The organism is Mitsuokella sp. AF33-22, assembly GCF_003475755.1.
Taxonomy (GTDB): Bacteria; Bacillota; Negativicutes; order Selenomonadales; family Selenomonadaceae; genus Mitsuokella.
This window is the reverse complement of record NZ_QRQA01000001.1, coordinates 100025-123524: the sequence shown is the minus strand read 5'-3', so window position 1 is coordinate 123524 and position 23500 is coordinate 100025. Positions and strand designations below refer to the sequence as shown.

Annotated in this window: 21 protein-coding genes; 2 read left to right on the top strand and 19 right to left on the bottom strand. The window is 57.5% G+C overall.

Annotated features, from left to right (window positions below):
- Positions 1–47: 47 nt before the first annotated feature.
- The 7 genes from grpE to DWZ54_RS00650 all read right to left on the bottom strand — a co-directional run bounded on the left by grpE (position 48) and on the right by DWZ54_RS00650 (position 7292).
- A complete protein-coding gene (gene grpE, locus DWZ54_RS00680; RefSeq protein WP_370245699.1) occupies positions 48–680 on the bottom strand; it encodes a nucleotide exchange factor GrpE in 633 nt (210 codons plus the stop codon).
- Positions 681–713: 33 nt separating this feature from the next.
- Entirely contained in the window at positions 714–1748 is a 1035-nt protein-coding gene (gene hrcA / locus DWZ54_RS00675) for a heat-inducible transcriptional repressor HrcA (protein ID WP_118474082.1), read from the bottom strand.
- A gap of 212 nt (positions 1749–1960) precedes the next feature.
- The gene (locus tag DWZ54_RS00670; protein ID WP_118474081.1) at positions 1961–2245 is read right to left on the bottom strand and encodes a glutaredoxin domain-containing protein; all 285 of its coding nucleotides are present in this window, start codon (positions 2243–2245) and stop codon (positions 1961–1963) included.
- A 109-nt stretch (positions 2246–2354) separates the two neighbouring features.
- On the bottom strand, positions 2355–2720 hold the full coding sequence (locus DWZ54_RS00665) for a DUF488 domain-containing protein (RefSeq protein ID WP_118015183.1): 366 nt from the start codon (positions 2718–2720) through the stop codon (positions 2355–2357).
- An 85-nt stretch (positions 2721–2805) separates the two neighbouring features.
- On the bottom strand, positions 2806–3969 hold the full coding sequence (hemW, locus tag DWZ54_RS00660) for a radical SAM family heme chaperone HemW (RefSeq protein ID WP_118474178.1): 1164 nt from the start codon (positions 3967–3969) through the stop codon (positions 2806–2808).
- 30 nt (positions 3970–3999) lie between these two features.
- Entirely contained in the window at positions 4000–5796 is a 1797-nt protein-coding gene (gene lepA, locus DWZ54_RS00655; protein ID WP_118474080.1) for a translation elongation factor 4, read from the bottom strand.
- 80 nt (positions 5797–5876) lie between these two features.
- Positions 5877–7292, bottom strand: coding sequence for a hypothetical protein (locus tag DWZ54_RS00650; protein WP_118474079.1), 1416 nt, complete (start codon positions 7290–7292; stop codon positions 5877–5879).
- A gap of 158 nt (positions 7293–7450) precedes the next feature.
- On the opposite strand from DWZ54_RS00650, the gene rpsT reads away from it, so the two are divergent.
- Entirely contained in the window at positions 7451–7717 is a 267-nt protein-coding gene (gene rpsT, locus DWZ54_RS00645) for a 30S ribosomal protein S20 (RefSeq protein ID WP_118015186.1), read from the top strand.
- Between the two features lie 67 nt (positions 7718–7784).
- Here rpsT and DWZ54_RS00640 read toward each other — a convergent pair whose 3' ends face one another.
- The 12 genes from DWZ54_RS00640 to DWZ54_RS00580 all read right to left on the bottom strand — a co-directional run bounded on the left by DWZ54_RS00640 (position 7785) and on the right by DWZ54_RS00580 (position 21368).
- Positions 7785–8486 carry a hemolysin III family protein gene (locus tag DWZ54_RS00640; RefSeq protein ID WP_233541571.1) on the bottom strand — a complete coding sequence of 234 codons (702 nt, stop codon included), beginning with the start codon at positions 8484–8486 and terminating at the stop codon, positions 7785–7787.
- A 520-nt stretch (positions 8487–9006) separates the two neighbouring features.
- Positions 9007–9894 (bottom strand): hypothetical protein, encoded by an 888-nt coding sequence (locus tag DWZ54_RS00630; protein WP_118474078.1) that lies wholly within the window; start codon positions 9892–9894, stop codon positions 9007–9009.
- Positions 9895–10054: 160 nt separating this feature from the next.
- A complete protein-coding gene (locus DWZ54_RS00625; protein WP_118474077.1) occupies positions 10055–11401 on the bottom strand; it encodes an MATE family efflux transporter in 1347 nt (448 codons plus the stop codon).
- A gap of 9 nt (positions 11402–11410) precedes the next feature.
- Positions 11411–12616 (bottom strand): SEC-C metal-binding domain-containing protein, encoded by a 1206-nt coding sequence (locus tag DWZ54_RS00620; protein ID WP_118474076.1) that lies wholly within the window; start codon positions 12614–12616, stop codon positions 11411–11413.
- A 131-nt stretch (positions 12617–12747) separates the two neighbouring features.
- Positions 12748–14124 (bottom strand): N-acetylmuramoyl-L-alanine amidase, encoded by a 1377-nt coding sequence (locus DWZ54_RS00615; protein WP_118474075.1) that lies wholly within the window; start codon positions 14122–14124, stop codon positions 12748–12750.
- 173 nt (positions 14125–14297) lie between these two features.
- Positions 14298–15080, bottom strand: coding sequence for an amino acid ABC transporter ATP-binding protein (locus tag DWZ54_RS00610; protein ID WP_118474074.1), 783 nt, complete (start codon positions 15078–15080; stop codon positions 14298–14300).
- Positions 15061–15705: an amino acid ABC transporter permease gene (locus DWZ54_RS00605; RefSeq protein ID WP_118015192.1), complete on the bottom strand. Its 645-nt coding sequence runs from the start codon at positions 15703–15705 to the stop codon at positions 15061–15063. Before DWZ54_RS00605 ends, DWZ54_RS00610 begins: the two co-directional genes overlap by 20 nt.
- A 178-nt stretch (positions 15706–15883) precedes the next feature.
- The gene (locus DWZ54_RS00600) at positions 15884–16690 is read right to left on the bottom strand and encodes an amino acid ABC transporter substrate-binding protein (protein WP_118474176.1); all 807 of its coding nucleotides are present in this window, start codon (positions 16688–16690) and stop codon (positions 15884–15886) included.
- 95 nt (positions 16691–16785) lie between these two features.
- Positions 16786–18003: an ABC transporter permease gene (locus DWZ54_RS00595; protein WP_118474073.1), complete on the bottom strand. Its 1218-nt coding sequence runs from the start codon at positions 18001–18003 to the stop codon at positions 16786–16788.
- On the bottom strand, positions 17993–18724 hold the full coding sequence (locus DWZ54_RS00590; RefSeq protein WP_118015194.1) for an ABC transporter ATP-binding protein: 732 nt from the start codon (positions 18722–18724) through the stop codon (positions 17993–17995). Before DWZ54_RS00590 ends, DWZ54_RS00595 begins: the two co-directional genes overlap by 11 nt.
- Positions 18725–18738: 14 nt before the next feature.
- Entirely contained in the window at positions 18739–19869 is a 1131-nt protein-coding gene (locus DWZ54_RS00585; protein WP_118474072.1) for an efflux RND transporter periplasmic adaptor subunit, read from the bottom strand.
- A complete protein-coding gene (locus DWZ54_RS00580) occupies positions 19866–21368 on the bottom strand; it encodes a TolC family protein (protein WP_118474071.1) in 1503 nt (500 codons plus the stop codon). The genes DWZ54_RS00585 and DWZ54_RS00580 overlap by 4 nt, the downstream gene beginning before the upstream one ends.
- A gap of 268 nt (positions 21369–21636) precedes the next feature.
- Between DWZ54_RS00580 and recQ the strand changes: the two genes are divergently transcribed.
- Entirely contained in the window at positions 21637–23433 is a 1797-nt protein-coding gene (gene recQ / locus DWZ54_RS00575) for a DNA helicase RecQ (RefSeq protein ID WP_118474070.1), read from the top strand.
- Positions 23434–23500: the final 67 nt, after the last annotated feature.

Below are 23500 nucleotides of genomic sequence, written 5' to 3'. Positions count from 1 at the left end.
AACTTTATGAAAAAACTTTTATCATCTATATCATGAAGCCAGCATCATCAGTTGGATACGACCTGGACCATGCTTGGGCGGATGACGCGTCCTTTGACCATGTAGCCCTTCTGGAGCTCCTGGGCAATGGTGTCGTCCTCGCGCTCGGGATCCTCGATGCGCATGACAGCCTGATGATAGTTCGGATCGAACTTCTGGCCTTCTGTCTCAATCTTTTCCAGGCCGTTCTTCTTGAGGACTTCCTGGAACTGGGTGAAGATCATCTCGACGCCCTTCTGGAACGCCTCGACATCCTTCGTTTCTGCAGCCATGGCACGCTCGAAATTATCGAGCAGAGGCAGCATATCCTTGCAGAAGCCCTGCGTGACCACGGCGGAAATCTCCTCGCGTTCCTTGGCGGAACGGCGGCGGAAATTATCGAAATCCGCTTGCAGGCGGAGCAGCCGGTCATTCTTTTCCTGCAGTTCGGCCGTCAGTTTCTCGACCTGCGCCTTCAGGGCTGCAAGCTCTTCCTGATTCTCCGCCGAAGCCTCGGTATCGGATGCCGTGGCTTCCGCTTCCGAATCATCAGCAGTCTCACCGGCGGCCTCTTCTGCTTCCGCCTCATTGATTTCCTGCTGCATCTCCTCCAGCTTCTGCTCATCTTTCTTTTTCATTTCGTCTTTGATAAACGATGGCAAAACCCTCACCTCTTCCCAACGACTTCTGCGGCTCTACCAGTGGAACCGCTTGATGACTTCTGTAAGATTTGAATTCATGTATTCCAAAAGGCTCATGGCCTTGGCATACTCCATGCGCGTCGGCCCCAGCACGGCAATCGTGCCCAGGAGCTCACCATCGAGATGGTACGTCGCGGTGATGATGCTGCTGTCCTTGAAGTGGCTGTCCTCATTCTCCTTGCCGATTGTGACCTCTAGGCCGTCGCCCATATGGGCATGCAGGACATCCTTCATGAGTTCTTCCTTCTCGAGGATCAGCAGCGTCTCCTTGACCTTTTCCACATCGTGGAATTCCGGCTGCTCGAGCATCTGCGTCGTGCCGCCGAGATAGAGGCGTTCGCGCCTGCCCGAGTCAAGAGCCCGGTTGATGATCTCAAGGGCCGAGGTGTAAAGCGGCTCGTCCTGGATCTCATCGCGGATGCGCAGCAGGGATTCGTGCTCGATTGTCGCCAGCGTGTGACCGGCGAGGTTCTTGTTGATGACCTCCGCCATGCGCTGGAAATCCTCGAAACTGGATCCCGGCGGCATCGGCACAATCTTGTTCTCGATGAAGCCCGCATCGGTCATGAGCACCGTGATGACGCGCTGGTCATCAAGCGGCAGGAACTGCAGGCACCGGAAGGCAGCCTGCGTCATCTGCGGGGCCAGTACCAGTGAAACATTCTTCGTGACCTGCGAGATGATTCGTGCCGTTTCCTGGAAGACCTCATCGAGCCGCTTGACCCGCGCCTTGTACCATCTGTCGATCAGGACCTTTTCCTCGTCGCTCACCGGCTTCGGAGGAATCAGTCCGTCGACGTAGAAGCGGTATCCCTTCGAGGAAGGGATGCGGCCGGAGGAAGTATGCAGCTGTTCGAGATACCCGAGCATCTCGAGATCGGCCATCTCGTTGCGGATGGTCGCCGGGCTGACGCCCAGATCATACTTGCGGGCCAGGGTGCGCGAGCCGACCGGTTCTGCCGATTCGATGTAATCATCGACGACAGCCCGCAGCACGCGTTTCTTGCGTTCATCCAATTCGTCAGCCATCTGCCTGCCTCCTCTCTCTATGATCTTTTGCTGTTAGCACTCTTGCTGTCTGAGTGCTAACTTTGAATCTATTAAGAATATACACCGATAAAAACAAAAAGTCAATAGTTAAAAAGACAAAAAGTCAAAAATTTTTCATCCCATAAAAAGAAACGGTGCGATACGCATTCCCTGAGGATGCGCATCGCACCATGCCTGCCACGCAGAGACGCTTATTTGACCGCTTCGGCAAAAGCCTCCGCCACAGCGGCCTTGATCACCTCGTAATCGTGGCCCGGCTGAGCCTCGTAGATCTTCTTGCCATCCACGAACAGCGTCGGCACATAGTAATACTGGCCCTGATAAGGCTTGAGCTTATCCGCTTCGGATGTCTCGTCGATCTCATCGACCGGCACATCAAAATAAACCGGGTTTTCCTCCCGCAGTTCGCCGACGGCCTGACGGGCCTTGGCGCAATACGGGCAGCCTGGCATAACAATCATCGCAATGGATTTCATGAGGATCCCTCCTGTCTCAAAAACAGATGCATCCTGCCCGCAGCATCACGAGCAGCTGCCTTTACTTTACTACATAGTGCCGTTCCTGACAATCCCCTGACAAAAGTTGTCAGGAAAGCTGCCGGCGCAGCCAGGCCTGAAGGACCAGCGCATGGTTCTCTTCGGTGTTCTTCGCCGCATAGAGCAGGGTGACATCGCTCTGCTGGAGCCATTCCCGGCACTTCTCAGCGAAATCAGACGCGCCTTTGCTCCCGTTCAGTTCTTCTTCGTACCCTTCCGCAAAGCCTGCAAACGGCATCTCGCCGCGATGGTAGAGCGTGCGCAGCTCTGCTGATGGCGTGACCTCCTTGGCCCAGTAATCGTGCGGCAGCGCTTCCTTCCTGATGCCACGCGGCCAGAGACGGTCGACGAGCACGCGCACGCCATCTGCTGCCTCCGGCTTCTCATAGACGCGCTTGACCTTGATCGTATGCATGAAAAGACTTCCTTTCTCCACATTGCTGTCTTTTCCTTCAGTCTAGCACGTGATGGCGTCTTTTGCCATTGCCGATGTTACAAGTTCAGGTCAGCAGGAAAGCCTCAAATACCAGATTGCCATATTTCATGCCAAGCGGCGTTAGGCGCAGGCAGCCGTCCTGTTCCTCGAGCAGTCCCTTCTGCTTCATCTCGTGAATCGTTTTGCTGTAAATGCGTTCAAGCGAAACGGCAAAGCGCTTGAAAAAGGCCTCGCGGCTGAGCCCCTGCGACGTGCGCAGCGCCAGGAAGGCAAATTCCTCCATGGCGATGGCGCGGTCAGCCGGTTCTTCCTCCTCGCGCACGCTGCCGCCCGCCTGCATCGCCCGGATGTAAGCGGGGATATCCACACCATTGGCATAGCGCCTTCCCTCCAGATACGAGTGAGCGGCCGCGCCGACGCCGAGATACGGGACATCCTGCCAATACGAAAGATTGTGGCGGCTCTCATAACCAGGCCGGGCAAAATTTGATATTTCGTAGCGCGCATAGCCATGAGCAGGCAAAAACGACGTCATGAGATCGTACATCTGTTCAACCGTTTCCTCGTCGGGCAGCGCGAGCCTGCCGAGCTCTTTCATCCTATAGAAGGCCGTGCCCTCCTCCAGCTGCAGCCCGTAAATGGAGATGTGCTCAGGCTTCAGCGCGATCATGGTCTCAAGGTCATGCCGCAGCACGGCCAGGCTTTCATGCGGCAGGCCGTACATGAGGTCCATGCTGACGTTCCGGAATCCTGCCTCCCGCGCCAGCTGCATGGCCTCCTTTGCCTGCTGGCCCGTATGGATGCGGCCGATGGCCCGCAGCAGGCCGTCGTCAAACGTCTGAACGCCAAAGGAAAGACGGTTGACGCCATAGGAGCGAAGAAGGGTCAGCTTCTCCGCATCCACCGTCCCCGGATTGCACTCCACGGTAAATTCAAGCTCCGACGAATCCTCATCCCCTGTCAGGGCAAAGACGCGGCACACGGTCTGCAGCAAATGCTCCATGAGCGCCACGGGCAGGATGCTCGGCGTGCCGCCGCCCATATAGATGGTCGCTGGCCTTCCCCACTTTTCCCGATAAAGAACGCCCTGTTCCAGGAGTTCCCGGCACAGGGCGTCCGTATAATCCGCCTCATAGCGCTCCCGTCCGGCAAACGACGGGAAATCGCAGTAAAAGCATTTCTGACGGCAGAACGGGATGTGGAGGTAGAGGCCCCATTGTCGTTTCATGGTATTTCCCTCTTCCTTTCCATCCATGTATCAGTCAATCTTCAAGATAGCCATGAACGCTTCCTGCGGCACTTCGACACTGCCGACGGCCTTCATGCGCTTCTTGCCTTCCTTCTGTTTCTCGAGCAGTTTGCGCTTGCGCGAGATATCGCCGCCGTAGCACTTTGCAAGCACGTCCTTGCGGCGGGCGCGCACGTTCTCGCGCGCGATGACCTTCGAACCGATGGCCGCCTGGATGGGGATCTCGAACATCTGCTGCGGGATGATCTCCTTGAGCTTGGCGGCGAGCTGGCGGCCGCGCGCAGCCGCGCGGTCCTTGTGGACGATTGTCGAGAGCGCATCGACGGGATCGCCGTTCAGGAGGATGTCGACCTTGACAAGCTTCGATTCCTTGTAGTCGGCGAGCTCGTAATCGAGCGAGGCATAGCCGCGCGTCGCGGATTTCAGGCGGTCAAAATAATCGAAGATGATTTCATTGAGCGGGATGTGGTACGTGATCATGACACGGTTCGTATCGAGGTAGTCCATACCCTTGAATTCGCCGCGCTTGTCCTGTGAGATTTCCATGACGGCGCCGACAAAATCATTCGGGACGATGACCGTGGCCTTGACGTACGGTTCCTCGATGTGCTCGATTTCCGTCTGCGGCGGCAGTTCGGCCGGATTGCTGACCTTGATCATCGTGCCATCTGTCTTGTAGACGTGGTAGATAACGGACGGCGCCGTCGTGATGAGCTTGAGATTGTACTCGCGCTCGAGACGTTCCTGGATGACATCCATGTGCAGCAGGCCGAGGAAGCCGCAGCGGAAGCCGAAGCCCAGCGCGACCGATGTCTCCGGCTCGAAAACGAGCGCTGCATCGTTGATCTGCATCTTCTCAAGTGCATCCTTGAGGTTGTCGTAGTCGGAACTCTCGACCGGATAGAGGCCGCAGTAGACCATCGGATTGACGCCGCGGTAACCCGGCAGCGGCTCGCTCGCGGGATTCTCGGCGTACGTGATCGTATCGCCGACGCGCACGTCGCGCACATCCTTGAGGGAGCCTGCAACAAAGCCGACTTCGCCGACATCGAGGTAGCCGAGATCGACCGGCTGCGGCTTGAAGCAGCCGACGTCCGTGACCTCGAAGACCTTGCCGGAATTCATGAGCTTGAGCTTCATGCCCTTCTTGATGTGGCCCTGCATGACGCGGATGTGCGCAATGACACCCTTGTACGAATCGAAGAACGAGTCGAAAATCAGGGCCTGCAGCGGCGCATTCTCATCGCCCTCCGGCGCGGGGATGTAGTCGACGATCGCGTCGAGGATCTCCTCGATGCCGATGCCCGTCTTGGCCGAGGCCAGCACGGCATTCGACGTATCAAGGCCGATAACGTCTTCGATTTCCTTCTTGACGCGCTCCGGGTCAGCGCTCGGCAGGTCAATCTTGTTGATGACGGGAATGATCTCAAGGTCGTGCTCGAGTGCCATGTAGACGTTGGCGAGCGTCTGCGCCTCAACGCCCTGCGCGGCATCGACGACGAGCAGCGCGCCCTCGCAGGCGGCGAGGCTGCGCGATACTTCATACGTAAAATCGACATGACCCGGCGTGTCGATGAGGTTGAGCTCGTACTCTTCCCCATCCTTGCCCTTGTAATTCAGGCGGACCGTCTGCGACTTGATGGTGATGCCGCGCTCGCGCTCGATGTCCATGTTGTCGAGGACCTGCGCCTCCATCTCACGCTTGGAAAGCGTGCCCGTATACTCGATGAGCCGATCGGCAATGGTCGACTTGCCGTGGTCGATATGTGCGATAATCGAGAAATTGCGGATATTCTTATTCTGCATAATCTACTCCTCGTAATTGTATAAGCTCAGTGTGCCGGTACCAGATGCTGTACCTGCGGATAACTGTCATCTGCCCTTTATCATTTTTCGGCAGCAGCTTTCTTTTCCACTGCTGTTTCATAAAGTTCCCGTGTCGAAGGCTGTGCATAGGTGGGGTCGGCCTGTGAAAACAGTACTGGATAATTCCCTGCATCGACGACGGCTTCCTTGCTGCCCTTGACCTTGCCGGCCTTAAAGAACGCATCTCTGTCCTGCGGCAGTCCGGTTGTATTCTCAGGCTGATGCAGGACGGGCGCCATCTTCACCTCGCGTTCCTCTCCCGCCGGTGTGCGCAGGCGAAATGTTGCCGCATCCTTGTGCTGCAGGAGCTTCAGGCGCAGCTCGTTCGGCTTGTACCAGGCCAGCTCCTCGCCGTCGAGAGCCAGCAGTTCTTCGTTCGGCGCAAGGCTCGTGACGCCCTCCCTCACCTTCGTGACAAAGAACCGGTTGCCCTCGCCCTTCTTGTGCGTGCAATCCAGGACGAAACCGAAATCCGCATAGGGCTGGAACGTCTTGTACGCATCATCGAGGAAGCCATCCCACTGGTCATCGAGGTCACGCCATACCGAAGTCAGGCTCACGATGTCATCGGCGGCCGTCATCATGCCGACCGTGCGGGCCGTATGCCAGTACCGGTCTTCGAGAATCTGTTCCTTCATCATCGCCAGCATCGTGCCGCCCGCATACGGACGCGTCTCAAACGTGATGAGCGGCACGCCGTCGCCGATTGCCCTGCCCATGAAGAAGACGATGTCATCGTGCGACTTATGGTAATAGGGACGGAACTCCCCCCACAGCTCCCTGCCGAGCTTGTCCTGCAACAGAACCTGATGGTGCAGGACAAGCCATGCCTGCACTTCCCCCGGCGTGATGGACGGCAGGAAGACGCGCGGACGCGAATCGCGGCGCACGGAGTCCACGGCCTTTTCATCGCGCACGACACCCTCGCGCAAATACGAAGCGGGCACCGCCGCCAGGATCTTCTGGAAGGCCTCCGCGGTCTTTGACTTGCCCTGCTGCTTCCATAGGATCTTGCCTGCATCATCGACGAGCTGGAATTCGCATGAAGCGGCATGCGCCGCCTGCCGCAGGTCGTCTTCCGCGACACGGTACGAGCCGCAGAAGACATCGGCCGCATGCATATCAGCTTCTTCCTCCACAGGCTCCAGCTTCACATCCTGTCCATCGGCCAGCAGGCGCGCATGGATGAGTCCCTGCTCGTTCCCGATGCGCCGGTTCTGCGCCCAGAAGCGGAAATAATACGCGGGACGTTCTCCATCCCTGCCAAACACCTTGGTCAGCGGCACATCGGGGCCCGTCGCAAAGCTCAGGCTGCCGTCAGGCGATTCATGCGCCACGACATCTTTTGTCATCGGGAAATAGCCCGACGCCTCTGCTGACGGCTGCCAGAGCGCGCAAACAAGCAGGGCCGCTCCTAGGATATACCGGTAATGCATGTAAAACCGCTCCTCTCCACAGGATTTGTCACGAAAAATTTCTTTCATTATATCATCGCCGTTACTCTGCTTGCAAGAAATGGAAAGAAATAGTTGCTTTTTCATTTGACCCATGATATTATACTTAGGTAACGACATTAATTAAGGGGGTGAATTACTTGCCGAATATCAAAGCATCTATCCTGAGTGTAAAATCTGACGCTAAGCGCCATGCAAAGAACGCTGCTGAGAAGTCCCGCGTACGCACTGCTTCCCGCCGTGTCCTCGATGCTGTTGAGGCTGGAAACGCTGAAGAAGCGAAATCCCTCCTTACGGTTGCATGCAAGACGATCGACCAGGCTGCTGCAAACAAAGTTTATCACAAGAATGCTGCTGCCCGCAAAAAGTCCCGTCTGGCTCGCAAGGTCAACGCTCTGGCCAAATAATCTTTGCAGATGAGATAGAAAAGACCCGCTCCTCGGAGCGGGTCTTTTTCTATGTTCTGAAAGTCGTTCAGATCATCGCGATGGCTGAGCGCACGACCTCCGGCAGAGGCAGGACGTAATGGAACACCGTGTAGAAATGGATGGCACTGCCGCCCATGACGAAGAGATGCCAGATGACGTGGCTGTACGGCAGGCGGCGCATCAGGTAAAAAATCGCACCGACCGAATAGCAGAGGCCGCCGACCACGAGCCACCAGATGGCTTCCACCGGCAATGTCTCGAGGAGCGGCTTGACCATGAAGACGGCAAACCAGCCCATGACAAGATAGCAGACAGTGCGCAGGATGCGGAAGCGCTTCGCGGCAAAGCATTGGAAGACGATGCCAAGCACGGCCATGCTCCAGACGATGCCGAAGACGGCCCAGCCAAAGCTGCCGTGCAGCGGGATCAGCGCAAACGGCGTATAGTTGCCCGCAATCAGCACAAAGATGGCCGCATGGTCGATGACCTTGAAGACGCCCTTGACCTTGAGATTCCGGAAACTGTGGTAAAGAGTAGAGGCCAGGTACAGGAGGATCAGCGAGATGCCGTAAACGAGACAGCTCGTCGTGTGCCAGACGCCGTCATCCGCATAATAGACCAGCATGCCGATGAGGGCCGCCACGGCAAGTCCCGCCCCCACGCCGTGCGTCACGGCATTCAAAATCTCCTCCAGCGTAACCGGAGCCTTGAGTGTAACAGGCGCTTTGAGCGCAGCTGCATGTTTCATGAAAAAACCTCCCTCCATAAAAGAGGATTGATAAAAATACTACCCTTCCATTATCCTCCATTTGCGTCCGGATGTAAAATATCCGACCAGGCTCTGCGGAGATGCATACCGCCGCGTCCGGGCGTAAGGAGGATTTCTCCGTCTGCCAATGCCTGTACCACATCTCTTTCTTATTCACTAGAATTTTAGTAAAATTTATGATATGATTATCTCTTGATGAAGTAATGTGCTTTTTGATAATTAGGTGAGGAATTATCCAACAGTCGCTGGCCCCTCAGAGTGATGCCGATCTCATCGTCATCGATGATGACTTTGAGCTTCAGCACGTCTGGGTGAGGGGCCAGCAGATGGTCGCGTCAGGTAAGGCCATCGTCAAGGGCACGTTCGAAGCATAACCCCTATGCTGCGGATATCACGTCCTTCCCCCAATCCCCATAACCTGACAAAAAGGCTTCCGCACGCTGTCCCCAAGGCGTGCGGAAGCCCTTTGTATTTTGGTATGCTTTTTGTATGCGAGGCGTCAGGCAGCCAGCGGCCAGACAATGGCGGCTGCGCCCTGCGGTGCGACGACCGCGGCATTGTATGCCAGGCTCAGGCGCGTTGCCTCGGCTACCGCTTCCGGACTCGAAGCTGGATTGCGGCGGATCTCATAGACCTCATGCGAGGCCTGCTTGACGGCGAAGGACTGCGGCGTATGGAACTGCAGCTCAACGCGCACGCCCGTCGAGCTCATGAGATGGACATTGATGCCCTGATAGAACTTCCCGCCCCAGGCATTGCGGAATTTCTCGACCGTGTAGCCCTTCGACTGGAGGCTCGCAAGCGCTGACGGAACCATCTCGCTGTAATCATCAGCCGAGCAGGTCAGCGTGTAGCGCAGCACATCGCTGATGCCATTTGCAGCAACAGCAAGACTCGTCTGATCCTCCTCGGCGTCGCTTTCAATCTTGCGCGCAAGGCTGTCGATGGACTTCAGGCGGTAGTCGAGGCCCTGCAGCTGGGCGTTCCTGCGTTCGAGCTCCTTCATGTCGGCGGTCACGGCGGGTTCTGCCGCGCTTGCCTTCATGAGCAGAGCCGTCGCGAGGATGCGGCTCTTCTGTTTCTTGGTCAGGGCAGCGCCAAAGTCCGTGCGCGTACCATCCGTATTCGTATCCTCGACGATGGCCGGCACCGACTCATGGAGATCCGGCACAGGCGATGCATAGCCTTCCAGCACGTGCACGGGCGACAGCACCGCCATCATCATGATGAACATGGCCGTCAGGCTGCGCACCCAGGTTCCCGCGCCCGTAATCCTGCGCGAGAAACGCGCGGGCTGGAACTTGCGGAATGACCGCGTCAGATGATTTTTCCGGCCTGCTGCCGGGGTTCTTGTATAGCCTTCCGTCAACTCTTGTCCTGCATTCATTTGCATTCCCTCCAGACGACGTGATGATCGTATCGTTCTCTTACAGTATTCATTGTAACAGGCGAAACTTGAAAACAACTGATTGCGTCTGAAAACTATATGAAAATAGAAAGAATCGGCCCAGGAAGAGCCGATTCTTTCTTGTTTTGATTCGTATGCATTACAGCGAATACCGCCGCTGTACCTTGCGCAGCCGCATCATGAGCAGCAGCGCGCCAATGCCCACGCCTGTGATCAGGCCGAGCCAGTAGCCGGCAGGACCGAGCGAGGTGAAATGTGCGATGGTCCAGCCAAACGGCAGGCCGATGACCCAGTACGAGATGACGGCCAGTACGAAGGTTGCGTGTACATCCTTGTAGCCGCGCAGCGCGCCCTGCAGCGGAGCATCGAGGCTGTCCGCGAGCTGCAGGAATACGGCAAACACGAGGAAATTCGCCAGCACAGGCCGCACATCCATGCTCGTCGTATAAAAGTCCGCAATCTCGTAACGGAACTGTGTCAAAAGCAGCGCGATGCTGCCCTCAAACAGGAACGTCAGCCAGCGCCCGAGTTTGATGTACTGTGCGGCATCGCGATTCCGGCCCGCACCAATCTCATAGCCGACGAGGATGGTCAGCGTCATGCTGGCAGACAAGGGGATCATGTAGACCACCGTCGTGAAATTCATTGCCGCCTGATGTGCCGCCACAACCGTCGTGCCGTAGGCCGTCATGAAGAGGCCGACGGCACCAAAGATGCTCTGCTCACAGAACATCGTGCTGCCAATGGGCACGCCGATGCCGAGCTGCTTGCGCCACTCCGCAAGGCTCGGGCGCGGCAGCTGGCGAAAAATCCGATAATCCCGGAACGGGTGGATAAATGTGACGACCAGCGCGTTGAGCACGAGATTCAGCGAAAAGGCAATGGCCGAGCCGATGCCCGCGCCGATGCCGCCGAAGGCCGGCAGGCCGAACAACCCGTACATGAAGACATAATTGCAGAGGATGTTGACGGGTACCGTGCACATCGTGATGCACATCGTCAGGCGCGTATAACCGTGTGCATCGATGAAATTGCGCAGGACGCCGGCCAGGAAGATCGGCAGTATGCCGAAGGAAACCGCCATCAGATAATGGCGCGTGATGTACTCGACCTTGGGCTCCAGCGCCAGATACGGCAGGACATGCGGCACCGCCAGATAGCCGAGCAGCAGGAAGATGCCCCCGAGCATGAGCGCCCAGTAGAATCCCTGCTTGACGACAAAGCCGATGGTTTCCCTCTTTCCCGCGCCGTAGAGCTGGGACACCGTGGGCGTCAGCCCGGAAATGATGCCGAGGAACATGCCGAAGAACGGCAGGAACAGGTTGACGCCTACGGCGACGCCAGCGAGGTCTTGCTCGCTGATATGACCTGCCATGATGGTATTGAAGAATCCCGTTGCCGTCAGCGACAGCTGCGTGACAAAGATGGGCAGCAGGACCAGGAAAAACTGCCTGGCCTTCTGCCGGTACGTATGTGTTTGTCTCATAAGCAGTCCTTACTGCTCGTCCTTGCGCAGGCAGCAGTTCTTGTACTTCTTGCCGCTGCCGCAGGGGCAGGGATCGTTGCGGCCGACCTTGAGCTTGCGCACCTCGTCGAAGGGAATGACGCGCCCGCCGCCCGACTGCTCCATCAGCTCGGCCGGCGTATGTCCCTTGAGCGGCCAGAGATGCGTCGTGTTGTTGAAGGCGATGAGGAGCGGCAGGACGGCCTCCGCCTTGCGTTCCTCCTTCATGAAGCCGAGCTCCTCGAGATAATCGACAGCTTCGTCGAGCTCGCTGCCATTCTGCAGCAGGATGAGAATCTCACCCGTGATATCCGCGGCCTTGAGCACATCACAGCCATGCTCGCGCATGAAGAACTGCGCCAGTTCCTTGTAGGCAGGCGTATCCGCAATGTAATTGTCGGTGCCGGCATCGTAAACATCACCATAGCTCAGGGGTGCGAAATCGAGATTGCTGCGGCGCAGCTGCTCGTTTTCCAGCTTCTCCTCGTCGATCAGCGTGTAGTACTTGACGCCCTGCGGCAGAGCCACGATCGTATCCTTCCAGCAGGAAACATTGAGCACCACGCCGACAAAATCCATGAAGCTGACCTGTTCGCGCTGTTCCGGCTCGAGATACGCCAGCACCTTTTCGTAAAGCTGCTCGAAATTCAGATAGCCATAGTAATACAGGAGGCCGGCAGCCAGGCGCGAAAGCTCCGTGTTGAGCTCAACCAGGCTGCGATATGTACCGGAATCCAGGCTCTTGAAGAGCTCGCGCACCTCATCAGGCATGCAGAATGCCATCTTCTCCTCCTGAACGCCGCAGGTCACAAGGCCGAGGCCGCGCAGATAGTCAAGGCGCGTATCGTCATCGCGCAGCTCCGTCGAGAGGCCGTCCTTCTGCATCAGGTGAGCAAAGCAGCCGTATTCCTCATCGACGATCGTCGGCAGCCAGCGCTTGGCAAAGTCGAGGATGGCCGGCACCAGGCGCTCGGCAAGCTCAGCCTTCTTCAGCGAGCTTGCGCCCGTCACATGCAGGTTGTAGCGGATGTCGTCGAGCTCCGACTTCGTCATGGCCAAAAGCAAGGCCCGCAGCGAATGATCCGCCGGCAGCTTATGGCGATAGAGCTGTTTCCTGCGCTCTGCCATATTCTCATCCATGAGCTGCTGCAGGCTCTCACTGAGTTCCTGTGCCATATCGTTCGTTTTCTGTTCCATGAAAAAATAATTCCTCCCTGAAATCAATCCTGTCCCCATTGATACTCATATACTCACATACAGGAGGCAGGCGCACCAAACGCCTGCCTGTTGGAACTGTATCCTTTTGATTCCCCGATGATCCGGCGGACTCAGCCGAAATAATCGGCAATGCCGTCGGCAATGCCCTGCGCGGCTTTCTTGATGCCGTCCTCGCTGTCGAGCAGCTTTTCCTCCTGCGGATTCGAGATGAAGGCAACCTCCACGAGCGTCGCCGGCATATCCGTGTGTTTCACGACGTAGAAATTGCAGCTCTGCGTGCCACGGCTCGAGGTGCCGATCTGGTCAATGACGCCCTGGCGTACCTTATCGGCCAGGTCGCGCGAGCGCTTGGACCCCAGCGAATAGTAATAGCCGGTCGTCCCCTTGGCCGCGCCGCTCGAGAACGAATCCATATGAATGGAAATGAAGATATCGGATTTATTGTTGTTCGCCACATCACAGCGGGCCTGCAGTTCCTCGATATCCGAAGCATTGGCGCCCTTCGGCGAGACTTCCGTATCCGTCGTGCGGGTCATGTAGACCATCGCGCCTTCCGCCACGAGCAGGCGGCGCAGCTCATTGGCAATGCGCAGCGTCACGCTCTTCTCCATGACGCCCGTCGGCCCGATGGCACCGGAGTCGTTGCCGCCGTGTCCGGCATCGATGGTGATCTTGCGGCCCTTGAGCCCCGTGAGTGCGGCGATATCGGCATCCGTATCATCCGTGATGGCGGCAGGCTGATTTGAAGCAGGCTGCGAAGCCTGTGTGTCGCCGGCAGCTTCCTGAGCCGGCGCATCGATATCCTCACCGCCGGAAGGGGCTGCCTCCGCCGGCTTGTTCTCAGCAGCAGGTGTGGTGTTCGCCTGCTCTGCGCCGCCCTGCGAAGCAGACGGCTGCTGGCCGGTCCCCGTTTCAGCCGTGGATGGTTTAGGCTGCGTCTTGGTGTCGCTGTCTGCCGGTGTTTCCGGCGACTCTGTCACCGAAGGTTTCGTCGTACCGGCCGAACCATTCTTCACATCGGGCAAGGCGATTGTCGACTTGGACGTATCCGCATTGATATTGCCGAAATCCATGACGAGGCGCCCCGGTACCGTTCCCCCTTTAAGGGAAAACACCTTGTAATTGTTCGCGCCGACCTTGTTCTCAACGACCACGCGCACCGTATCCTTGTTGAACTGGCCAATGCGGATGGCATTGACGAAACGGCTGTCGACCGAGATTGTCTTCTTGACCTTCCCGGAGAGCCAGGCACCCTTGAGGTCCACCACGACGCGGTTCGGATTCGACAGCGTCATCGTGCGGTAGGAAACAGGCGCATTGGCATCCACCACGATGCGGATCTTCTCAGAGCCGCTGTTGACACGCACGCCCGTGATCTCGGTCATGCCGCTGACCCGTTCACTAAAATCCGAACTCGCCGCGTACACACAAGCCGGCAAAAGCAATATCGATACAATCGCAACGAACAAGAACAGTACGCGCTTCATGATATCCCTCCATCTGAGAACACGAAAAAAGCCGCAAACACGACATTCTACGTTTTATTATCGCCTGTTCTCCTGAAAAAATCAAGAAGATTGACGGAAAAGCTGCCGCACCCATGCAAAAGAAAAGCACCTGCCGTCTGAAGCATGGCTTCATGCGGCAGGCGCTGCAGGATTCAAAGCATATTCTTGAGGAAGGCTTTTGTGCGCTCTTCCTGCGGATGATTGAAGAAGGTCTCCGGGTCGCCCTGTTCGACGATATTGCCATCTGCCATGAAGATGACCTGGCTCGCGGCCTCGCGTGCAAAGGCCATCTCATGCGTGACAACGACCATCGTCATGCGCTCGGCGGCAAGCTCTCGCATCGTCTTTAAGACCTCGCCCGTGAGCTCAGGGTCGAGCGCCGACGTCGGCTCGTCGAACAGCATGATATCGGGCTGCATGCACAGCGCCCGGGCGATAGCCACGCGCTGCTGCTGGCCGCCTGAAAGCTGCGAGGGGTAGTAATCCGCCCGGTCGCTCAGACCGACTTTCGCGAGGAGTTCCCGCGCATACGGCAGGATCTCCGCCTTCTTCATGCCCTTGACCTGCATCGGCGCCTCGATGAGATTCTCGATCACCGTCATATGCGGGAAGAGATTGAACTGCTGGAAGACCATGCCCGTGTGCGAGAGCAGCTCACGGCTCTTCTTGAGATCGGCGTACTCCGCCACGCCGTGCTCGTTCGTATCAGCCAGGAACTCCCCTTCGATCTCAATGGAGCCTGAATCAATCGTCTCGAGCTTGTTGATGCAGCGCAGAAGCGTGCTCTTGCCTGAGCCCGATGGCCCGATGATCGCGAGCACCTCGCCGCGCCGGACCTCGATGTCGATGCCCTTGAGCACGGCCAGCTCGCCGAAGGATTTGTGGATATCATGCATGCGCAGCATGACCTGTGCATCATTTGTCGTATTTGCCATAATGGGCCTCCAGTTTCTTGAACAGCCAGGTGAGCACAAACGTCATCGCCAGATAGAAGATGCCGGCAATGAGGAACGGCGTCATGTCGAATTCACGCTGCACGATGGTGCGGGCCACGCGCAAAAGGTCGTTCATGGCCAGGATGTAGATGAGCGACGTATCCTTGACGAGGTTGATCGTCTCGTTGGAAACCGGCGGCAGCACGATGCGGATGACCTGCGGCAGGATGATGCGGCGCATCGTCTGCGGGTAGCTCATGCCGAGCGTCTTGGCCGCTTCATACTGTCCCTTCGGCACCGACTGGATGCCGGCGCGGAAGATCTCGGCGAAGTATGCCGCATAGTTCAGCGTGAAGGCCAGGAGCGCCGCCGCGATATCCGGCAGGCGGATGCCGATCATCGGCAGGGCAAAGTAAACAAAGAGCAGCTGCAGCATCAGCGGCGTACCGCGCATGATCCAGATGTAGATTTCCATCAGGAAGCTCACGGGACGCCACTTTGAGAGGCGTCCGAGCGCCGCCATGAGGCCCAGCGGCAAAGCCAGGATCAGCGTGATGAAGAAAATCTCCAGCGTGATCTCAGAGCCCTCCAGCATCTGGAGCACGGTATTCCATATACTATCCATCGTATCGTATTCCCTTCCTTATCATCCATCATCCATATGCAGGCGGTCTGCCTTACCGGCTGATCCCGTCAATGGATTTATTCCTTTAATTAAGCAAAGTAATGATATACCATTTCATTGTATCAAAAAAGGGCTTGAAGAATCAAGCCCTTTTCTGCATTACGGAAGCATCCGTGTGTTATTTTGTAATGTCCTTGCCGAACCACTTCTCCGAGATCTTGGCCGTCGTGCCATCGGCCTTCATCTCGTTCAGTACCTTCTGCACCTCATCGCGCAGTTTCTGGTTGTCCTTGGCAAAGGCGATGCCGAACTGACTGACAGGACCGACAGCCACATCGACGGCTTCAATCGTGTCGGGGTGCTTGCTCATGTAATAGCGGCCGACAATCTCATCGCCGATGACAGCATCAATGCGGCCATTCTCAAGATCCATGAACGCCGTGACGAAATCCGAATATTTCTTGACACCCTTGACGTCCTTCTTGAAGAAATCGCTGCCATCGATGTACTCTTCAGCCGTGCTGGCGCTCTGCGTGCCCACCATCTTGCCGGCAAGGCTCTTTTCATCCGTGATGCCCGTCGTGCCCTTCTTCACGAAGATAATCTGGCGGTTGTCCATGTACGGATCCGAGAACAGCATGTTCTCCTTGCGCTTCTCCGTGATATCAAGACCGTTCCAGAGGACGTTGACGCGGCCGCTTTTGAGCTCCGCTTCCTTGCTCGACCAGTCGATGGCCTTGAACTCGACCTCGCGGCCCAGGCGCTTCGAGGCTTCCTTTGCAAGATCGACGTCGAAGCCCGTGATCTCATTGTTCTCATCCTTAAAGCCCATCGGCGGGAAATTGTCGTCGAGGCCGACGACAATCTTGTCGCCGCCCGATGACGAGGAACTGCCGGCAGACTGATTGTTATTGCCGCAGCCTGCTGCAAACGCGGCCGTCATGACGGCAGCCAGTCCCAGGGCCAGGATTTTCTTCCACTTCATCATATTGCATCTCTCCCATTTATTTCTTTATCTCTCTAAAGGACTAATATGATGATATTATACGTTAGGTGTGTAACATTGTCAAGTGCTTTTACTCATTCGTAGCGCAATGCTTCAATCGGGTCGAGCCGGGCAGCCTTGCGCGCCGGGTAAATGCCAAAGAAGAGGCCGATGCCCACGGCAAACGAGAACGACAGGACGATTGGCAGCAGCGTGATCGTCGTCTGGACCGCCCCGGTGCTCGCGATAATGTACGAAGCGGCACAACCCACGACAATGCCGATGAGGCCGCCGACGATGCCGAGCACCATCGATTCGATCATGAACTGCATCATGATGTTCTGGAAGGTCGCGCCGAGCGCCTTGCGAATGCCGATCTCGCGCGTGCGCTCCGTAACCGACACCATCATGATGTTCATGATGCCGATGCCGCCGACGAGCAGCGAGATGCTAGCGATTGCGCCCAGGAGCACCGTCATCATCGCCGTCGACTGATTGACCGAGGCGATGATGCTGGCCGTATTCTGCACGTGGAAATCGTCCTCCTTGCCGGCCGTGATGCGGTGGCGCTGGCGCAAGAGCGTCGTGATCTCATCCTGCACCTGCTCGATTTTCTGCGTGTCCGTCGCCTGCAGGCTGATGGACTGGACGTAGGTGATGCCCATCATGCGTTCCTGCGCCGTGGTCAGCGGGATGTAAATGACATCATCCTGATCCTGGCCGAAGCCGGAGCTTCCCTTGGATTCCAGGATGCCGATGACCTTGAACGGTTGATTCTTGATGCGGATGTTCTTGCCGACGGGATTCTCAGAGCCGAACAGATTCTCGGCGACCGTGGCACCGATGACAGCCACGCGGTTGCGCTTCGTCATGTCGTCCTTGCTGATGAACGAACCGTTGCTGACGGAAAGCGAGCGGATCTGCATGAGATCCGGCGTCACGCCCGTGACTGACGTATTCCAGTTCTGGTTGCCGTTGACCACCTGATAGGAAGAACTGACCGTGGGCGATACATACTGGATATCCTTGATTTTCGCCTCAATGGCCTTGGCATCATCATACTTGAGCGTCTGCATCGAGCCGGCTGCACCGCGCGGACCGCCGCGGTTCGACGAGCCCGGCATGATTGTGATGGTGTTGGCGCCGAGGCTCTCAAAATTCGAGGTGATGCCCGTGCGCACGCCCATGCCGACGGAGACAAGCGCGATGACGGCGGCGACACCGATGATGACGCCGAGCATCGTCAAGAGCGAGCGCATCTTGTTGGCCAAAAGCGCATGAATGGCCATGACAAAACATTCCTTAAACAACATCCATGACCACACCCTTTCCTTCATCGCGCGTAATCTGGCCGTCGCGCACGAGCAGCTGGCGGCTCGCACAGGCCGCAATCTCCGGCTCATGCGTGACGAGGATGATCGTGCGTCCCTTCTCATGCATATCCTCGAAGATCTCCATGATCTCCTTCGTGGATTTCGTGTCGAGGTTGCCGGTCGGCTCATCCGCCATGATGATGTGCGGGTCGTTGACGAGCGCCCGCGCGATGGCGACGCGCTGCCGCTGGCCGCCTGAGAGCTCATTGGGCAGGTGATCGGCGCGGTCCTTGAGACCAACGGCCGCGAGGAAGTGCATGGCGCGCTCCATGCGCTCCTTGTGCCCGACGCCCGCATAGATGAGCGGCAGGGCGACGTTCTCGAGCGCCGAGATGCGCGAGAGCAGATTGAAGTTCTGGAAGACGAAGCCGATTTTCTTGTTGCGGGTCTTCGCCAGCGCATCGTCATCAAGGCCTGCGACTTCCTCGCCGTCGAGCTTGTAGGAGCCCTCGGTCGGCCGGTCGAGGCATCCGAGGATGTTCATGAGCGTCGACTTGCCCGAGCCGGACGGCCCCATCAGCGCGGCGAATTCGCCCTGATAGATGTTCGTCGTGATGCCGTTGAGTGCCGCTAGTTCTTCGCCGCCGATGTGATAGATTTTCTTGATGCCGTGGAGCTGTATCGTCGCATACCGCTCCTCAGTCTTCTTTTCTTCTGCCATTTTTATCCCCCGCCTCAGAACATGGGGCCGCCGCGCCGGCTGCTGCCCGAGGAAGACGAGGTCTTCTGAGCCGTGTACGTGCTGACGATGTCTTCCCCTTCCTCAAGCCCCGAGAGGATTTCCACGTACTCATCGCTGTAGATGCCCGTTGTGACATAGCGGTTCTCCTGCGAGCCGTCGGCATTGCGCACGATGACGTATGAGCCGTTGGCGTCCGTCTTGAGCGTCGAGATGGGAACGGCCAGCACGTTGTCGCGGTTTGCCGTGTTGATCTCGACGCGCGCCGTCATGGCCGGCAGCAGCTGGCTGTCGGGATCATCGACATCGAGCGTGACGTAGTAGTAGATGACGCTGGCCGAAGAAGATGACGAGCTGCTCGAGGAGCTCGAGCTGGAGCTCGTATCCCAGGAATTGCTCGTATCCGTCTGCGAGATCTTCGTGACGCGGGCCGTGAACGTCTTGTCGGTGTACGTATCGACCGTGAAGGTCGCGTCCTGGCCGACTTTGATGTTGCCGATATCCGTCTCATCGACCTTGGCCTTGATCTGCTTGCTCGAGAGGTCGGCGATGCGCATGATGACCGTCGGGTTATCCGACGTCGCCACGGCCATCGTGCCGACCGTCTTGGGCTCGCCGACGACCGTGCCGTCCATCGGCGCGAGAATGCTCGTCTCCGATGCATCCGATTCCGCCTGCGCAAGTTCGGAGACCGCTGTATCGTAATTCATCTGCGCATCCTCGAGCTGTTTCTGCGTATCGGCGCCGATGCTGTAGAGGTAATTGATGCGCTCGTATTCCGCCTGCGTGTTCGTGACCTTGTACTGCGCCTGGTCGCGCTTGGCTTCGTAATCCTTGGCATCGAGCGTCGCAACCGTCTGGCCGGCCTTGACCTTGTCGTTCTCCTTGACAAGCACACTCTTGAGGCGCGCCGTGATTTTGGAGCTGACTTCGACCGAATCGACCGGCTGGATCGTGCCCGTAGCCGAAACCGTCGACTTCATATCTATGCGGACGACCTTCGTCGTCTCGACCGCTGCGGCCTGCTTGGCCGCCTGCTGATTCTCATAATACCGGTAGCCGCCGAATGCGCAGCCGGCAATCAATACGACCGCAATCGCTGCCTTGACTTTTCCATTGATCTTCATTGCGAAACGTTCCCTTCTGCCAACTCACTCGCCACTTCCTCTGCACTGGCCGTGGAAGCAGCTGCCTTCACCTCGTTCTCTACCTTTTTTGCGAGCCCCTTCGTATCCGTATCGGTCCTGGCGCCTTTCGGCTCCACGGGTTCCTGCAGGACAGCCTGCGCGGCCGCTGCGGCAGGAGTGTCAACGGGTGCATATTTATCCATCCGCGCTGCTGCGGCCTGCTCGCTGTCGTTGAGGCCGATGCCCATGGCATTCTCCACCGTCGCCTTGAAGCGCGCATAATCGTACTCCGCACTGATGTAATTGAGGCGTGCCGTCGACAAGGCTTCCTGCGCATCGATGATATCGAGCATGAGGCCTTCACCTGCGCGATACTTCTCCCGTGCGATGAAGTAATCTTCCTCGGCCTGCTTGACGGCATCGCCGGTGGAATTGAAGCGTTTCTCTGCTTCACGCATGTTGTAATACGCCTGACGGACCGAGAGATCGATATCCTCCTTGTCCTTGTCGAGCGTCAGTTTTGCAATATCGCGCTGGTTCTCAGCTGCCGTCACCTGCGCGCGCGTCACGCCGCTGTCGAAAATGTTCCAGCTCAGCGTCAGGCCGCCCGAAACGCCGCGGCTGGAATCGCTGGACGGCTGGAAGCTGTTGTCGCCGCTGAGTCCGAGGTTGGCCTTGAGCGTTGGCAGATAGCCCGCTTTGGCAGCCTTGACGGCCTGATCCTGCTGATCGTATTTATACTGGTCGACGAGCAGATCCTTACGGTTGCGGTATGCGTAATCGATGCAGGAATCCATATCGATGTCGAAACGGTCGTACGAGAAATCCGACGTGAGCGTCAGCGGCTCACTGCGGTCCATATTGATGTAATTGCGCAGCGAGGCCAGATCGACCTCATAGGCATTCTGCGCCTTGATGAGATCCTGCTGGGCATTGCTGAGCTCGACCGATGAACGGATGACATCGATGCGGGCCTTCGAACCGGCCGCGTAAAGCTGACTGACATTCGTGTAGTGATCCTGATACTTGTCGACGGTTTCCTGGCGCACATCCACGGTCCGGCGGGCTTCCAGCGCATCGTAATACGCCTTGATGACGTCGAGCTTGAGATTCTCGCGCTCGCGCTCCGTCGTGAGCTTCGACGCCTGCAGTCCGAGGTCGCTCTTCTTGATGTTGGCCTCATTGACTCCGCCCGTGTAGAGCGGCAGGGAACCGCTCACGCTCAGACTGTTCGAGGAGCTCTGTTCCTGCCCATTCTTCTTGCTGCCAGAGAGCGAATCCGAAGCAGAAACCGAAATCCCGTTCTGACCCTTTGCCTCGTCGAGTGCCGCCTGCGAGGCAATCTCATCCTTCTGCGTGATCCGCAGCCCTGTGTTCTGTGACAATGCCATATCAATGGCATCCTGCAACGACAGATCGGCACACCAGCCATGCGGCGCGCCCAGGAACATCGCGCCCAAAAGCAGCGCGGCTGTCTTGCCATGACATCTTTCCTTCATGAAACCTTGTCCTCCTCGAACCAATCAAACTATGAAATTCTCTCTTTTTTTCGATATGATAATGAAATTATGTCAACTTCTTCCATCATACCACATTTCCTGGTATTGCCATAGATTCATCATACGGGTATGATAGGATAATAGCGTTATCATTATCCTATGATTGTATTAGACATACATTAAAGGAATATCTAAACATATCGCACATGATTTTCATATTCATTCCTAATACATTTGTTCCCACGCTATCCAGACAGGAGGTATTGTGATGAGCGATCCATACTTCGAGAAAGCCCGGGAACTCCTGCGCCATTATTACGGCTATCCATCGTTCCGCCCAGCGCAGGAGCCCGTCATACGCAGCCTGCTCCACGGCCGCGACACCGTGGCCGTCATGCCGACGGGCGCGGGGAAATCCATCTGTTTCCAGATTCCCGCACTGATTTTTCCCGGCCTGACACTCGTGATTTCCCCATTGATTTCCCTGATGAAGGATCAGGTCGACGACCTTGTCGAGCAGGGCATTCCCGCCACCTTCCTCAACAGTTCCCTTTCCCCTTCTGAGGCCGACGAGCGCCTGCACGGCATGGAGCAGGGCCGTTACAAGCTCGTCTACATCGCACCGGAACGGCTGGATACGAGTTACTTCCAGCATATCGTCGAGCGGCAGCCCATCTCGATGGTCGCCGTCGATGAAGCACACTGTCTCTCCCAGTGGGGCCACGATTTCCGGCCGAGCTACCGCCAGATTGCACCATTCATCGCGGCCCTGCCGCGCCGTCCGCTCGTCGCCGCCTTCACGGCAACGGCCACGCCGGAGGTCCGCGACGACATCATCGCCCTGCTGGGCCTCGTGCATCCCGATGTCCACGTCACGGGCTTTGACCGCCCCAATCTCTACTTCGAAGTGCGCCGCGGAGAGGACAAGAAGCGCTTCGTCGAGCGCTACCTCCGGAAGCACCCGCATGAAGCCGGCATCATCTACGCGGCCACACGCAAGGAAGTGGATGCGCTCTACAGCCTGCTCGCGAGGAAGCACCTGGCGGTCGGACGCTATCATGCAGGCCTCAGCGATGCAGAACGCGAGAAAGCGCAGGACGACTTCCTCTACGACAACGTACAGGTCATCGTCGCGACGAATGCCTTCGGCATGGGCATCGACAAGAGCAACGTGCGCTTCGTCATCCACTACAACATGCCGCGCAGCATCGAGGCCTATTATCAGGAAGCCGGACGCGCGGGCCGCGACGGCGAGCCCGGCACCTGCATCCTGCTCTTCTCCCCGCAGGATACGATGACGCAGAAGTATCTCATCGACGTTTCGACGGAAGATGACGAGCGCAAACGCTACAATCTCGGCCGCCTGCAGAAGATGGTCGATTACTGCCATACGCCCGAATGCCTGCGCCATTTCATCATCCACTACTTCGGCGAAACAGGCGGTGAGGCGGCGTGCGGCAACTGCGGCAACTGCAGGGCCGGCCTGGAGAAATGCGATGTGACCATCGATGCTCAGAAGGTCTTCTCCTGCGTCTACCGCATGCACGAACGTTTCGGCCTGACACTCGTCGCACAGGTGCTCAAGGGCTCCGCCAACAGCCGCGTGCGCGAGCTGCACCTCGACGAACTGTCCACTTACGGCCTCATGAAAGAGCGCAGCATCTCCGACATCAAGCTGCTCATCCAGCGCTTCATCGCAACCGATTACCTCGGCCTCACGGAAAGCCGCTATCCCGTCGTCGTGCTGAAGCCGCCAGCCTACGATGTGCTGCGCGGCAGGGCACAAGTCTTTCAGTCCGTACCGCACGAAGAAGAAACCACCGTATCCGAAGATGCGGGCCTCTTTGAGGAATTGCGCGCGCTGCGCAAATCCATCGCCATGCGCGACCGCATCCCGCCCTACCTCGTCTTCTCCGATGCCACGCTGCGCGGCATGTGCGAGCGGCTGCCCCAGACGGCGGAGGAGATGCGCGAAGTCAGAGGCATCGGCGAGCACAAGCTCAAAAAATACGGCGAGGATTTCCTCACCTGCCTGCTGGCGTACACGGAAAAGCAGCATGCCTGACGGCCTACCCATAAAAAAACAGAAAACGGCGCTGCCGCACGGATTCTCCGCACGGCAGCGCCGTTCT

What these genes read in the sequence shown, in the direction of transcription:
- DWZ54_RS00590 (WP_118015194.1), bottom strand. Translation starts at nt 18,724, where the DNA reads ATGGCAGAAGAAAAGAAGACTGAGGAGCGGTATGCGACGATACAGCTC.
- DWZ54_RS00580 (WP_118474071.1), bottom strand. Translation starts at nt 21,368, where the DNA reads ATGAAGGAAAGATGTCATGGCAAGACAGCCGCGCTGCTTTTGGGCGCG.
- DWZ54_RS00620 (WP_118474076.1), bottom strand. Translation starts at nt 12,616, where the DNA reads ATGGAACAGAAAACGAACGATATGGCACAGGAACTCAGTGAGAGCCTG.
- hemW (WP_118474178.1), bottom strand. Translation starts at nt 3,969, where the DNA reads ATGAAACGACAATGGGGCCTCTACCTCCACATCCCGTTCTGCCGTCAG.
- DWZ54_RS00670 (WP_118474081.1), bottom strand. Translation starts at nt 2,245, where the DNA reads ATGAAATCCATTGCGATGATTGTTATGCCAGGCTGCCCGTATTGCGCC.
- DWZ54_RS00600 (WP_118474176.1), bottom strand. Translation starts at nt 16,690, where the DNA reads ATGAAGTGGAAGAAAATCCTGGCCCTGGGACTGGCTGCCGTCATGACG.
- DWZ54_RS00625 (WP_118474077.1), bottom strand. Translation starts at nt 11,401, where the DNA reads ATGAGACAAACACATACGTACCGGCAGAAGGCCAGGCAGTTTTTCCTG.
- DWZ54_RS00595 (WP_118474073.1), bottom strand. Translation starts at nt 18,003, where the DNA reads ATGTTGTTTAAGGAATGTTTTGTCATGGCCATTCATGCGCTTTTGGCC.
- lepA (WP_118474080.1), bottom strand. Translation starts at nt 5,796, where the DNA reads ATGCAGAATAAGAATATCCGCAATTTCTCGATTATCGCACATATCGAC.
- hrcA (WP_118474082.1), bottom strand. Translation starts at nt 1,748, where the DNA reads ATGGCTGACGAATTGGATGAACGCAAGAAACGCGTGCTGCGGGCTGTC.
- DWZ54_RS00650 (WP_118474079.1), bottom strand. Translation starts at nt 7,292, where the DNA reads ATGCATTACCGGTATATCCTAGGAGCGGCCCTGCTTGTTTGCGCGCTC.
- DWZ54_RS00585 (WP_118474072.1), bottom strand. Translation starts at nt 19,869, where the DNA reads ATGAAGATCAATGGAAAAGTCAAGGCAGCGATTGCGGTCGTATTGATT.
- recQ (WP_118474070.1), top strand. Translation starts at nt 21,637, where the DNA reads ATGAGCGATCCATACTTCGAGAAAGCCCGGGAACTCCTGCGCCATTAT.
- DWZ54_RS00605 (WP_118015192.1), bottom strand. Translation starts at nt 15,705, where the DNA reads ATGGATAGTATATGGAATACCGTGCTCCAGATGCTGGAGGGCTCTGAG.
- DWZ54_RS00665 (WP_118015183.1), bottom strand. Translation starts at nt 2,720, where the DNA reads ATGCATACGATCAAGGTCAAGCGCGTCTATGAGAAGCCGGAGGCAGCA.
- DWZ54_RS00630 (WP_118474078.1), bottom strand. Translation starts at nt 9,894, where the DNA reads ATGAATGCAGGACAAGAGTTGACGGAAGGCTATACAAGAACCCCGGCA.
- DWZ54_RS00640 (WP_233541571.1), bottom strand. Translation starts at nt 8,486, where the DNA reads ATGAAACATGCAGCTGCGCTCAAAGCGCCTGTTACACTCAAGGCTCCG.
- DWZ54_RS00615 (WP_118474075.1), bottom strand. Translation starts at nt 14,124, where the DNA reads ATGAAGCGCGTACTGTTCTTGTTCGTTGCGATTGTATCGATATTGCTT.
- DWZ54_RS00610 (WP_118474074.1), bottom strand. Translation starts at nt 15,080, where the DNA reads ATGGCAAATACGACAAATGATGCACAGGTCATGCTGCGCATGCATGAT.